Source organism: Paenibacillus sp. FSL P2-0121, from assembly GCF_037975345.1.
In the GTDB taxonomy this organism is placed as follows: domain Bacteria; phylum Bacillota; class Bacilli; order Paenibacillales; family Paenibacillaceae; genus Paenibacillus_AQ; species Paenibacillus_AQ odorifer.
Window position 1 is genome coordinate 6,797,476 of the sequence record NZ_CP150245.1, and the last position, 13,873, is coordinate 6,811,348.

The window sequence follows — 13,873 nt, forward strand, 5'->3', positions numbered from 1 at the left end:
CGTTTAAAATAAAGAATCAGCCTACTTCTGTTGAAGTTAAGCTGATTTTTATTTTTTAGATCTTTTTAACAAACTCGGACTTTAATTTCATAGCTCCAAAACCATCGATTTTGCAATCAATATCATGATCTCCGTCCACTAAACGGATGTTTTTCACCTTTGTTCCTATCTTCAGAACGGATGAGCTTCCTTTTACTTTAAGGTCTTTAATAATAGTTATAGCATCTCCATCATTTAAAATATTTCCGTTGGCATCTCTGACAACCTTGTTCTCTTCACTGCTTTCAGCCTCTGTGTCGAGGCTCCACTCATGCGCACATTCCGGGCAGACGAGCAAACTACCATCTTCATAAGTGTATTCTGAATTACATTTCGGGCAATTTGGCAAAGTTGACATCAAAGTGTCCTCCATTCGTTAATGTAAATCTAGTTGTGGTTCCAGTGCATAGCCTCAAAAGTATATTTCATATTTGGTAAGGTTTCCACTAGATATCAGCAGTAAGTTTGTCTAGATTTCGACAGCGGACAGTAATTCTCAAATATTGTCTTGTATATTTTTTCCTAATTCAATAAGATGGAAATGTCGAATTTTTATGTAAATACATAGGAGAGTGAGTAATGATAAGTCGCAGAAGTGTTGCATTCGCCATTATTTTGTCATTAATTACATGTGGGCTCTATACAATCTATTGGTTTATTGTTCTAACCAATGAGGTAGGCGAACTGAGTGGAGACTATACATTTACAGGAGGAAAACATTTCCTTCTAACGTTGGTTACGTGCGGGATCTGGAGCTTCATTTGGGCCTATCAGGTAGGTAAACATATTGCTGAAGCTCAAAGACAGCGCGGCCAATACCCGTCAGATAATTCAGTGCTTTATGTGATCCTGACACTCTTTGGCCTGGGTATTGTCACGTATGCCTTGGTACAATCCGATGTTAATAAACTGGTATAAGTTTACGATTTATAAAAGGACACACCCTAAACTATTTTGGGGTGTGTCCTTAAGTCTCGTCGGCGTAGTATATCTCAAAGCATGGATACCCTTAACCAATATTAGTATCCCTTGTCCATTTCATGAATGGACTGGATTGTATTGCCCCGGATGTGGAGTCACAAGAGTTATTCTTTCCTTGCTGAAGTTCGACGTTATTCAAGCGTTTAGATTTAACCCGTTGCTGTTTATTTTAGCACCTCTGTATATGTTGTATTGGATTACTAATAAGAAGCAAATCCGGCCTCTTAGCCAGGCAATTATGGCTATAATGTTGATTCTGACCGTTACATTTGGAATACTGAGGAATCTCCCGCTGTTTGAATATTTGGCCCCGACAGTAATTCGTTAACAGCAACAATTATTACAAAATAGCCTGCAGTCGCACAATTGCTTGGGCCCGATCAACCACTTCTAATTTGCTGTAAAGATTGCTAATATAATTGCGCGCCGTACCTTCCGCAATATGTAATGTATCGGCGATTTCACGGTTGTTCAGTCCCCGGATAATGAGCTGTGCCAGCTCCTCTTCCCGTTCTGTCAGACTGATACGATCCAGACCCGATCTTTGCCAGTGTTCATAGTCCTCTGTTAACCTGTTCATCCTCGATGCCAGTTTGGCTGCTACCGGAGCTGGCAGAATAAATTGCCCGGATAACGTATCATGAATCGAAGCGATCATTTTATCTGCATCCATGTCCTTCAGCATATAACCGCTTGCTCCGTAGGCCATTCCCTCTACAATATAATCAGTCTCTATAAAAGTAGTCAGAATCAGAATGAAGATGTTCGGCCGAATCTGCTTTATTCGTTTCAAGGCGCTAAGGCCATCCATAACTGGCATTTGAATATCGAGCAGCACCAGATCAGGCTGGAGTGCCTCAACCATCTCGCAAGCTTCTTCTCCATTCTTGGCAGCACCAACCACTTCCATATCATCTTCCAGATCCAAAATGGTGCGAAGTCCTTCCCGCGTCAACAATTGATCATCGGCAATTACAATTTTTATTTTACTCATGTTCTATCCACAACCCTTCGCATGGGCAGATCAATCTCCAGTAAACAGCCTTCATCCATTTCTGAATCGATGGATAAGCTGCCTCCCAGCTGCTCAACCCGTTCCTTCATCGTCCTAAGTCCAAATCCCATCACGATTGGACTCATCCCTAGCCCACAATCCTTGAGTCTAAACTGCAAGTTCGCTCCAACAGACTCCAGACTAAAATGGAACTCCACACTCTTCCCATGTCTGATCCCATTAGTTAAGCCCTCCTGCAAAGCATGATAGATTGCCTTTTTATAGGCTGTTGACATGGCTTCCGGCAGATCATAAATAACTGCATGAACAACAACGCCTGCATTGCGTTCTGTATCTCGAATCAACTGCTTCAGCATCACGGTTAGATCAGAATACCTGTCCTCTTTCAGCATATGGACAGAGCCGCGGATTTCATTCAAGCTATGCCGCACAAGATCCTGGGCCTCAGCCAGACGCTGAAAGCCGCTGTCTATCTCCTTCTTCTGAAGCAGCCGCTTGCCAGCTTCAATCTGCAGAATCGTCGATGTCAGGGTATGCCCGACAATATCATGAATCTCTTGGGCAATACGATTGCGTTCCTCAAAAACAGTAGCTTCGGCCAAAGCCGCAGATGTTTCACGCATCGAACGCTCCAGGCTACGAGTTCTTTCTACCACCTGATCCTCCAGATTTTTTTTGAGATATTGGATTCCCGAATACAGCTTGGCATTAGCGATTGAGATTGCGCATTGTGAACCAAGCAGCTTGAGCACATCGAGTCTGCTTGGAGTAAATACACCCGGCGATAGATTATTCTCCAAATAGAGCAGGCAAACCAATTTATTCTGATTCATGATGGGGAGACATAAAACCGATTTCAGTCTATTATTCCTAACGTAAGTATTACGTGTAAATATTCCTTCACTGAGTGCATCATGTAATACAACCTGTTCTTGTGTTCTTGCCGCGTAAGCTATAATCGCTGCCGGGACCAACCCCGATTCTTCCCCAAGTGGAACAGATTCGATATGCTGGGCTTCTGAGGTCCCATAAGCTTCCACCATCCATTTGCCGTCATGATCAAAAATAACAGCCCCATATTCTGCCCCAGCATTGTGGAGCATGATTCGCATCAGCGTGGCCAATAATCGGCTCATCTCCATTTCGCCGGATAATGCTTGGGCAGACATTACCACAGAAAGGGAATCCACACGATCGAGCCCGGGCTCTCGTTTAATATGCAGCAAATGGCGATGCTGCTGCTCCAGGTCAGCCGCTTTAGCCTTTGCGCCCCATTGCAGATAAGCCTCATAGGCCTCAGTCATATAGATTCTTGCCAGATGCATTTTGCCATGACGAAGCCCGTATTTGCCATAACATTCCGCTGCCATCGCTAAATCGTGAATATGACCGTGGATCCGAGCGTTCTCAATGGATTGCTCATACAATGCTTCAGCTTGGCGGAGATCTCGCGATAGACGAGTTAACTCAGCCTTCATTAACAGATATTTATGCTGATAATTCCCCGGACAACGCCTGGCAAGCTTTTTCATTTTCTTCAAGCATTTACGCATTTTTGCCCGATATGTACGTTGCTCTTCAGCGTTATATTCCTCATACAACTGAGCCCAGACTAAACATTCATACATGATCTGCATGGGACTGTCTAGGCCATCTTCGCGTGATTTTATAATGGCGGCTGATTTGGCTAATGCCTCACTGGCTTCTCGGTATTCCCCAAATACATAGCCCGTCAAATATTGATAGATCCAGACCATTTCTTGTATAAAATCAAAGGTGTCCCCATGAACCGACTGTGCAAAAGCAGGCTCGCTAATCTCCGCAATGGGAAAGGGATCATCTATAGAGCGATAACCTGTCAAGCGAACAAGAATGGCCGCTGCTACAATAGCCTGCTTACAATGAAGACTGTTGTTATGGCGCAGCAAATCACCGGAATGAGTAATTAATCGCTCATAGATATCGCCTAGAGGATGGCCAAATTGCAAAAGGGAAGCACAGTTGATCAGCACATTCTGGTTGCCCTTCCATAAGTCACCTGACTCCAGTCCTACTTTACCAGCTTTCTCGGTAAACGTATGGAGCATAGCAGGATCATAATGCCGCCAGCTATCGTAGCACATGGCGAACGCGGCTAAGGTTGTCATGTGCTGTTTCGGATAGGGTTCGGATAAGCTGAACGCCAGCATGGCCCATTTGAATGTCTCTTCATCATTACGGAAGTAATAATATTGAAACATTGCATAACCTATGAATCCAATGGAAGCCTCCGGAGTCATCCCATAATCAAGCGTTAATTCAATCATGGTGAAGGAAGAAGCAAGCCACCCTTCTCGATTGACGTAAAAGCAAGCATTGCTTGAATGATCTAAAGTAGACATTGCGATTCTACGTGCTTCATCAGTCATTGGAGGTAAAAGAGTAAGCGATTCGAGTGAGACCTTCTTGAGTCTATGCCGCAATCGTAACCATTGAAGCGTCAATTGAGCATAACTAGGATCAAATTGATGCTTCACTTTCAGTAACGATAAGGTATGCTGGCCTAAGGAGATCACCTCTTCATGGTTATCATTACTTGCTTCCAACTGCACCTTCATTACGTAGACGTAAGCCTTATCCATATTTGTCGTAGCTTTATCAATTAACAGATGGAATAATTCATTAGCCGTATCAAAATGGGAACATAAATATTCGAGCTCCGCCCTCTCACGAAATACCCGGAAGGTCAGCCCATAATGCGCCTCCCAGCTCTGCTCCTCTAATAATGACGTTGCCTGAAGCATATATTGCAAGGCTGTCTCATGTGCGGTTGTTTGCTTCGCTTTTATCCCTGCCTGTAAGTTCAGCTCTACTAGTTGAAGCCTCTCTTCAGGGCGGTCTAACCATGTAAGTGCCTGATTCAAATGATGGACAGCTTCGAATAGAGTCGTTCCTTCACTAAGCGGGCCTCGGCCTAGCAATAACAGACCAATCCTCCAATGCAGCTCGGAACGCTCCTCTTCGGAAATAAAAGTATATGCTGCCTGATGAATGCGGTTGTGCTGGAACTTATAATGCGGATATTCCTCCCCGTTAACGGGCTGCAACAAGCGCCCATGTACAGCAACCGCCAACGCATCGTTCAATGTCTCTATCGGTGTCTCCGTAATATCAGCAAGTGTACGTAAATCAAATAGGCTGCCTATAAATGCGGCTCTGCTAAGTGCATATACCGTCTGTTCAGGAAATTGCTGCAATTTACTTGAAAGGTATGAAGCTACGTTATCGGGTACATTCAATTCAGTAATACGCTGGAGATCCCATTTCCAGCTTCGAATATTCTCATCAAATTCCACTCGCTGATCATCTATCAAATCTTGAAGGAATTGCTTAATAAATAACGGGTTTCCATCTGTCTTATGAAGCAGCACGCGCGCCAGCTCGTCCAAGTCAGCTGCCTCGTAACGCATAACATCAAGTAGCAGTTGTTTTAAATCGGTGAGTTCAAGTGCTTGTAAAGAAATTCTGCTCATCGCTACGTTGCGGTCAATCAGATGTTTTTCCAGCCTACTGAGCGGGTGCAGCCTTGTAATCTCCCGATTGCGATAGGAAAGCACGATTAGCAGATGAGTCGTTGCTGTATCCTCTATAAGCGAAGTGAGATATTGCAGCGACGTATCATCAGCCCATTGCAAATTATCCAATACCAAGATCAAAGGATGATCCTCATGAGGAAAGAGTTGAATAAATCGGCTCATGATTAATTGAAAGCGATGCTGAGCTTCCAGCGGTGGCAGTGGAGGCACGGAGGGTTGAGGGCCAATCAAGAGTTCAAGCTTAGGAACAAAATCGATCAGCAACTGACCGTAATTGTCCACTGCTTGTAGAATACGCAGCCTCCAAACCTCCACCTGCAACTTTGTTTCCATCAGCAGCTGACTAACCAACTCTTCTATGACTTGATGCCAGATGCCATAAGGGAGTGAGGTATGTCGGGATTCGAATTTGCCTCTGGCGAAGAAACCATCCAAAGAGACTGTATTTGTAAGGGTCTCCTTCAGAAAGGTTGTTTTGCCGATACCACTCTCCCCGCTAATCCAAACCGTCTCTACGGCACCTTGTGATGCTCGTTGCAGTGCTTCTCTTAAGCTTTGTTGCTCAAGATGTCTTCCATAGAAGCGTCCTGATACCATCCAGCGCTCTGGGATATCCCAGCTTCCTAGTGGAAAAGGCTCAATATGTCCGGATTCTTCTAGACGGGATAGACATTCCTCAAGATCCGATTTAATGCCAAACGCGCTGGCATACCTCGCTTCAGGCATTTTCTCCATGCATTTACCAACAATATCAGAGACCGATAGAGGGATAGTGGGGAACCTGCGGTGCAGAGGCTCAGGTGTATCTGCAAGATGACGATATACAATATCAACAACATCATGCAGCTCAAAGGGGCGGCTGCCCGAGAGACATTCATACAGGATGATCCCCAGCGAATAAAAGTCAGAACGGTAATCCGGTTTGACTCCGGTTCGTCCCGTTTGTTCTGGAGCTATATAAGGAAGCAGAACATCGGGCCGGCCGCCTAACGGTGACAAAGGACTCGTGGTGTTTTCGGTAGAACAGATTCTTATATCAATAAATTTCACTTCAAAAGTAATGGGATTGACGATTAGATGAGCGGGGGTTAGTTCATTTAGTGTTATTTTTTCACGATGAATTTGCATAAGACAATCAGCAATAGCTGTAGCGATTCGAATTAGCGCTGGAAGACCCAGTGAATTAACAGGCATACGCAGGATCTGCCCAAGGGTACTCCCCTCTATATCTTTTAAGAGAAGGACTGGTCGGTCCGCCATAATTTCCAAACTGTACGGCTCTATTGCACCACGACCGCAAAGTCGCTTAAGCATGTCATACTCATGACGAAAAGCATCGACCATGGCAGCTCCCGGGTATTCTCCTATTGTTGTCTTAGCGATAACCCTTAGGCCGTCCTCTTGACGTAGGAGTCTGTATAACCTGATATCTGCGGTATTATCTATCAGATCTAAGGTTTGGTATCCTGGCAATTCAAACATCAACAGCACTCCCTAATTACAATTAGACAGAATACTCAATCTCACAAAGTAGTTAAAGCCATTATAACATCTGATCTTGCCGTTCTACTCATAAGACATTTCATATTTCGTTAATCCTATCGCGTTTGCGCACAATGCCGCCTGTGTCCGGTCAGTAACCTGCAGCTTCGCTAAAATCTGACTGACATGCTTCTTCACCGTAAATTCACTGATAAAAAGACGTGTGGCAATCACTCTATTGCAAGCACCTTGTCCAAGCTGAATCAGGACTTCCTTCTCTTTTGGTGTCAATTCATCTGTTGGACTGCTGGCGCTCATTCGCATCTTTTCTTCCATTAGACCAGGATCATAGTATTTTCTCCCTTTGTACACCAACTGGATAGCAAACAGTAATTCCTCCGGCAGTGCCTCTTTCAGAACATATCCGTCTACCAATACTTCTTCAGCCCTCAAAAAATCCTCTCTGCTCGCAGAGGAAGTCAACAGTATGAATTTACTAACAATGCCGCGGGTACGTGCTATCTTAATGACATCCAGTCCTGATTCATCAGCAAGTTTAAGATCAATGAGGACAATGTCTGGCTTTGTCTCTTCAATCACATCAAGTGCTTCCGGACCATTCGTAGCTTCACCGGCAAATTGCATATCCGATTGCATTGCAATGACAGATGCCAGCCCTCTTCTAACTAAAGGATGATCATCTACAATGATGATTTTCACAGAAACACCTCCCTCTAAACCGCATACATTATTTACTTCTTTGTATAAAAAGCTTCAATTGGAGTATTCATTTAAATTTGGCGCATTTCTGATTAAGTATAGTTAAAAGACTACACCGCTTATAGTGAGCGTTGTCATTTCTTTTGTCATATGACAAAATGGATATTTTTACATAAAACCCCCTCATTTAAAAACTGGCGAACCATGGTTATAGAGACCACAATCCGCCTGCTTTCTTGGGAATTTAATTATTATCAATAAAAGAAATGATTTGCACGAGATTACCTGCGACTTGGTAAGTTAACCCCAGCATGTAAGTTCCTTTCTCCTCGTTCGATAGGTCAATAGTGAACACATCCGGATTAGCAGCCCATTCCTTCATATCAAACACAATTTCTTTAGATGTTCTAGTGTTTCTTACCCCAGCGGAATTAGGGATCACTTTGCTGCCATCGAGCCCTTTCACCAGATTGGCCACTTCAACCACAGGTCCCTTAAATTCTCCTACCTCTACCATTTGTGGGTCGGCCAATAAGCTCGTTAGTTTAGTTAATCCTTGTAATGGGGAGAAATCTGTAATTTCATTTCCAGTAATATCAAGTGTCTCTAGGTTCTTCGCGTACTGCAAACCTTCCAAGGATCTGGCTCTTCTGGTTTCGCTAGTTAACGTTGTAAGGTTATACATATCACCTAATGTTAATTCTCCAGTTACGCCCAATGTAGTCTTGATCGAAGCACTTAAATACGGGTCCGCCACAGTAATCAGTTGCGTAAGATCTATTTGGACCAAACCTTCGATTGCTTGTTGCAACGCTGCTACAGCTTCGTCTACTTCACTTTGCGTAACAGAAGAGTTAGCCAACACTGTCTCTGCTATCGAGAGGCTGGACGTAAATGCCGCGATGCTCTCAGGTGTGAAGCCTTCTAGAGAAATTGCTTTAGCCGCTGCAATCGCCTGTTCGAGATCTCTAGTGAATAAGTGATCTCCATTCGCGAAATGTAGTTTGGCTCCACCCCATGTAGCATGGTCAGATCCGTTGCCATTTCCCCCGTCTGTGACGACTAATTTCAGTTCTTTTGCTTCATTAATATCCAATTCGATGAATTTCTGCGGATCTCTCGAACCCATGACCCCACTATCGAATTTCTTCTCTCCATCGACAAACACCTCAAAGCTCACCGAACCAACAGAACCGTACATTTGTCTATCTACACCTACATAGGAAGTGAAATAGTCCGCGTTTTTGTCGCTTAGATTGTATACAATCGTCGAGTTAGAGTGCGCTCCAATTCCTCTTTCATAGGACACTACCTGATTGTTCTCATCTGTTAATCTCAGCGTATTTGCACTAATAGATTTATCCTTCAAAGGTGCAGTATAGCTGTTCTGAGTAGAATTCCAGTCGTAATCCGTCAGGTACGTAAAGTCCGTCATGTCTACTACGGCTATAGTTCTAATCTTCGTGGTCGTATTTCCATCACTATCTGTTACTGTGTAAGTGATTGGATACTTTCCGGCCCGGTTGAATTTAACTTGCTCTTGGCCTGTGACCTTCACTTGAGCCGTCAAGTCACCGTCTTCCGAATCCATTGCCGAATAGCTTTCACTGATATCATTCGCTTGGCCCACTTTGGTTGAGACAGATTTAGGTATGGTAAGCTCTGGTGTATTGTTCAAGATCATAAACTTCGCATCAGCAAAATCACCGTGATCTGAAGCATTTCCGTTACCTGCATTATCTAACACCAGCTTCAATTCACTTACATCCTTAACAGGTATCCGCGCAAGCTTGGCTTCTGTACCAAATTTCATCAGTCCGCTGTTATAAACCTCTGCCCCGTCGGCAAAGATTTTGAAAATTACACTGGAGTTACTTTGCTCAGGGATATTTCTATCAACCCCTACATACGTTTCAAAATATTCATAGTTTGCACCCGCCAGATTATACACGATTTCAGAGCTGGCATGGGTTCCTAAGCCCTTAGCGAACTCTTTGACCTCGCCATTTACCAGCAGCTTAATCGGATTGTTAGAGCTAGCCTTATCTTTTCGAACCACATTATAATCCGTTTTTGCCGATTGCCAATCTATATCACTCAGGTATTTACTAGCGCTGTATACAACAATCTTTCTGGCCTGCACAGCGGAGTTCCCATCTGAGTCTGTAACTGAAAACTCGACGTTGTAAGTCCCTGTTTTGCTTGATGTGAATCCATTTGAATGCACTTCAACGGCTCCAATTAAGTTACCATCTTCCGTATCAAAAGCTGTTACATCGCTCAACACATCAAATTCGCTGTTCAGCTTAACGAAGGTTGTCTCTTCCGGTACTGTAATGGTAGGTTTGCTTGAATTATTCGAGAACTTCGCATCCGCCCATACCGTATGGTCTGAAGCATTGCCATCCTTAGCATCTGTTGTAACCAGCTTCACCTCTCTTGCGCCAGTCACAGGGATTTTCACAAATTGATGTTCTGTTCCTGCCCGGAAAACATCACTCTCAAATTTCCGTTCTCCATCCACATACACTGCAAAAGTAGCCGAGGAAGGTTTCCCTTTCATGGCTTGATCAATCCCAATGTAGCTTTCAAAAAAGTCGTAACCCTTACCTTCAATATCGTAAACTACCTCAGAGTTGGCATGAACACCAATCCCTTTCGCGTACGTCGCAGCCAATCCTTGGCGAACAAGGGTTATGATTCCCCCGGAAACGGCTTTATCTTTCTTTAATTCACCCCAGCCTACAACGACTGACTTGGCATTGAGATCGGAAATATAGGCGTAGTCGCTCGTTACCGTAACCTGTGTGGTTTTCGTTTCCGTAACCCCTTCGCTTTTCACTTCATATACAATTTCGTAGTTGCCTTTTTGCGTTACATCAACGTTATTGGCTTTCAGAGAGACATCTGCAGTAATATCGTTTCCTAGATAGTTAGCCGCTTTTACATAGCTCATCGGATCAAAGGTTTGATTAAGCTTTAAAGTGAGCTGATCTTCAACAGACAAGGCTGGCTTAAAGGCTTTAACCTGTACGGGCTTCAGTGGGTTCAGCTTTTTATCATAACCGACGATCTTGTACGTATAGTTGATACTCGCATCTACATTCTGATCCACAAATTGGTCAGTTCCTGTAAAACCAACTAACACATCATTTCTATACACTTCATATCCTAAAAAGTCTTGCTTAAGCTCTTTATCTATACTGAAACTTAACGTGTTCGTTCTAGCCGTGGTGTTAGGTGTGATATTAACCTTAATGGCCAGATTTTTATCCGCTATTCCAGTTCCCTCATAATTAATCACCGAGTTATTTAAATACCATAACTTTTGCGGTGCCGGATACTTGGCTACTTTCGCTTTTGTCTCAGGATTCACAGTGAAGCCATGTCTGGCAAAATAGCTGCTTAAGTCTAAACTCAGCACTTCGGAAGAGAACTCCACCAAATACTGCTGCTTGGAATTGTCACCGTTGGTAAGGGTGACCTTCCGCTCCCGATATAGCTTGGTCAGCTCTGTCCAGTATCCCGGATGTGCCAGCTCCAGCTGCCAATAGGCTCCGAGTTGTGCAAATAAGCCCTGCTGATTCATAACCACTTTATTTTCTTCGAGGACATATTTATAGATATCTGATTCATACGGTATACGATTATCTATCGAATTCGCTGCGACAGACATAAACATAGACACCATATTATTAGTTACTTCGCCATATTCCCGTTCACCCATAGCCAAGCGATGCCCAATTTCGTGATTCAGTCCCCAGCCCGGATAGGCTTTATTAAAATCACCTAACATGGTTCCTACTGTTCCAAGTTGGATCCCTGTATGATCTCCCGCTGCATACATCGCACCATAAGGCTGCATCAAGCGAATATTCTCACGAATTAGCTTGGCATCATGAATCTCGCTACTGCCATCCAAGCCATAGAAGGCAAAAATGCTCTTCATCCAGGTGTCATACCCAGTTACGGTGTCCAGCGGGTTATTTCCTTGCGTAATATATTTGTTGTACGCCTCCGTCGCCGTTCCTGTGAAAATAACATGATCGCTGGCCATTTCTACCACATCTATGAGTTTACGATCTTGAACATTTGGATGAGCCGCTTTATCTTCGTCCAGTCTTTGTTTGTATGTGATTAAGAAGGTTTTGAATTGTTCTGGATCCGTGGTCTTGGTCATAAAAGGAATCTTTTCTAAACCTTCGAAGCGGATCAATGGCGCTTTCCCTTGTTCCTCAGCTGTATATGGATTGACGATATACACTGTACCGCCCTTAGTCACTTCATGTGCATAATAACTATTCGTAGCAAATTCAGGAACGGTTATAATGTTCTTACCTGGACGCAATTGCACACCTCTAGCCCAAACATTCCAAGCGGCCTCTTGTTGAGAAAAGACTAAAGAAGGTAGCTTATCGTTAGAAGCTGCGTCCACATAAACGTTGATCGTATCTCCAGGCATTGCAACGAGACCTGTAGGCTGGTTGTTCGTACCAAAACCAATTCTCAGGTTTTCCTGCGCATGCTTTTTCATATCTCCACGTTGTTCCGCCTCAATGATGGTGCCTTCGGTTTGAACTTCACCATTCACTAGCTTCTTAGCTAAATCCAAAGAATCTTTCAGGATTGGATAGAGCGGATGTACTTTTGCCGCTTCTTCTAATTCGTTGATTGCTTCGACGCTATTATAAGCAGGCACAACCGCACTCATCGTTCCATCTGTGAAAATGCCATTTACTGCTTCGCTTACTTTATCTTCTGTATAAAATCTAAATTCAGCCGCAAAAGGTCTGTTGATATTAGCTTTTGTGAACTTAAATTTTAATCTTTTAAACTTCGTCGGTTCGAATTTAAATTCCAGAAAGTCATTGGTACTAATCGCGGTTCCGCTAGATACAAGTTGGAAGGTCTCTCCTTTACTCGTCTCTGATGCATAGATTTCAAAAGCCTCTGGGAATCCTTTGCGGTTATCTCTAGCTAAAAAAGCTACTCTGTCCAGCACCTCCGCTTGCGCTAGTTCAAACACAACTTCATTCGTGAAGCTTGCATCATTGTTTTTGTTCGTTTCCCAATGCGTAGTGGGCTGGTCATCCAGCATATATTCAGGCTTCGTACCTGAGTAGCTTCCACCGTTCACCGTTACTTTTGATACGTTTGCATTCGGCATTCTATAAGCTTGGCTATAGGCATTTTCATAGGCTGTTCCATACCCTTTTAGCTTCGAAACCTTGGCTACCGTTGCCTCTACCTGATGGTTCTCCAAAAGGATCTTTGCATTCTCTATCTCTTCTTTAAACTGCGCATACAGTGGATGTGCCTGCACTTCATTCTCTAAAGCTGTTAATTTCTCTGTCGTATTAAAGGCAGCACTAACTTGGCTCAAGGTATCATCTGTAAATAATTTTTTCATTTTAGCAGAGACACTATCCTCTTTATAAAAAGAAAACTCAGCCGCACTCGCCCAATCTTGGTTCGCTTTTTTGAAGACAAATTTAAGTCTCTTAAAAGTCGTAGGTGCGAACTGAATCTCCACTACATCACCGGTTGAGCCTGTATATTCTCCAGAAGACACGAGCGTAAAATCACCCGCATCGGTAGTGGAGCCGTAGATATCAAATTCTTGAGCAAAACCTTTACCTTTCGCACCGGATTGCCTAGCCGCGTATACCATTCTATTTAATTCAGTGGACTCATTGAAAACAAACACAACCTCATTCGTAAACGTTGAACTATTCGGTTTGCCAGTCTCCCAATGCGTGCTCATATCCCCATCCATAGCCTTAGCTATAGGCGAGCCTGAGTAGTTGCCACCGTTATTTGTGATGGATTTAATATTTGCTGGATTCATTCTAAAAACCTCATTATAGGCATTTAGAGCATCCTTGCCGTACAGCTCAAACGGAATAACCGAGGCGTTGCTTAATAAGTTAACCTTACTTTGCGCCACTGTTTTTGTTACATTTACCTTGCTTGCCTCACTTGCTAAAGCATAACCTGCCTCACTCGAAAAACTGGCCAACATGGCCGCCGATGTAGCGATCGCAATCATTTTCTTCATCTC

The 13,873-nt window shown here is 43.6% G+C and carries 7 protein-coding genes; 2 read left to right on the forward strand and 5 right to left on the reverse strand.

Annotated elements, in window-relative coordinates; genetic code table 11:
* Positions 1–55 precede the first annotated feature (55 nt).
* Positions 56–397 (reverse strand): zinc ribbon domain-containing protein YjdM, encoded by a 342-nt coding sequence (locus tag MKY54_RS30010; RefSeq protein ID WP_036682263.1) that lies wholly within the window; start codon positions 395–397, stop codon positions 56–58.
* 221 nt (positions 398–618) lie between these two features.
* Here MKY54_RS30010 and MKY54_RS30015 point away from each other — a divergent pair, with 221 nt between their 5' ends.
* Both MKY54_RS30015 and MKY54_RS30020 read left to right on the forward strand, forming a co-directional pair.
* Entirely contained in the window at positions 619–957 is a 339-nt protein-coding gene (locus tag MKY54_RS30015) for a DUF4234 domain-containing protein (protein WP_051491231.1), read from the forward strand.
* Positions 938–1,348 (forward strand): DUF2752 domain-containing protein, encoded by a 411-nt coding sequence (locus MKY54_RS30020; protein ID WP_076124149.1) that lies wholly within the window; start codon positions 938–940, stop codon positions 1,346–1,348. Before MKY54_RS30015 ends, MKY54_RS30020 begins: the two co-directional genes overlap by 20 nt.
* Before the next feature lie 12 nt (positions 1,349–1,360).
* On the opposite strand, the gene MKY54_RS30025 is transcribed toward MKY54_RS30020, so the two are convergent.
* From MKY54_RS30025 to MKY54_RS30040, 4 genes are all read right to left on the reverse strand, one after another.
* On the reverse strand, positions 1,361–2,014 hold the full coding sequence (locus tag MKY54_RS30025; RefSeq protein ID WP_036682266.1) for a response regulator transcription factor: 654 nt from the start codon (positions 2,012–2,014) through the stop codon (positions 1,361–1,363).
* Entirely contained in the window at positions 2,011–7,092 is a 5,082-nt protein-coding gene (locus MKY54_RS30030; RefSeq protein WP_339188932.1) for an AAA family ATPase, read from the reverse strand. Before MKY54_RS30030 ends, MKY54_RS30025 begins: the two co-directional genes overlap by 4 nt.
* A gap of 84 nt (positions 7,093–7,176) precedes the next feature.
* Complete coding sequence (locus MKY54_RS30035; RefSeq protein WP_076124152.1) at positions 7,177–7,812, reverse strand: response regulator transcription factor; 636 nt, start codon at positions 7,810–7,812, stop codon at positions 7,177–7,179.
* A 244-nt stretch (positions 7,813–8,056) separates the two neighbouring features.
* On the reverse strand, positions 8,057–13,870 hold the full coding sequence (locus MKY54_RS30040; RefSeq protein ID WP_339188935.1) for an NPCBM/NEW2 domain-containing protein: 5,814 nt from the start codon (positions 13,868–13,870) through the stop codon (positions 8,057–8,059).
* Between the last annotated feature and the right edge of the window lie 3 nt (positions 13,871–13,873).

Excerpts from the sequence above, each read along its gene's own strand:
- MKY54_RS30030 (WP_339188932.1), bottom strand. The coding sequence starts at position 7,092 with ATGTTTGAATTGCCAGGATACCAAACCTTAGATCTGATAGATAATACC.
- MKY54_RS30025 (WP_036682266.1), bottom strand. The coding sequence starts at position 2,014 with ATGAGTAAAATAAAAATTGTAATTGCCGATGATCAATTGTTGACGCGG.
- MKY54_RS30040 (WP_339188935.1), bottom strand. The coding sequence starts at position 13,870 with ATGAAGAAAATGATTGCGATCGCTACATCGGCGGCCATGTTGGCCAGT.
- MKY54_RS30010 (WP_036682263.1), bottom strand. The coding sequence starts at position 397 with ATGTCAACTTTGCCAAATTGCCCGAAATGTAATTCAGAATACACTTAT.
- MKY54_RS30015 (WP_051491231.1), top strand. The coding sequence starts at position 619 with ATGATAAGTCGCAGAAGTGTTGCATTCGCCATTATTTTGTCATTAATT.
- MKY54_RS30020 (WP_076124149.1), top strand. The coding sequence starts at position 938 with ATGTTAATAAACTGGTATAAGTTTACGATTTATAAAAGGACACACCCT.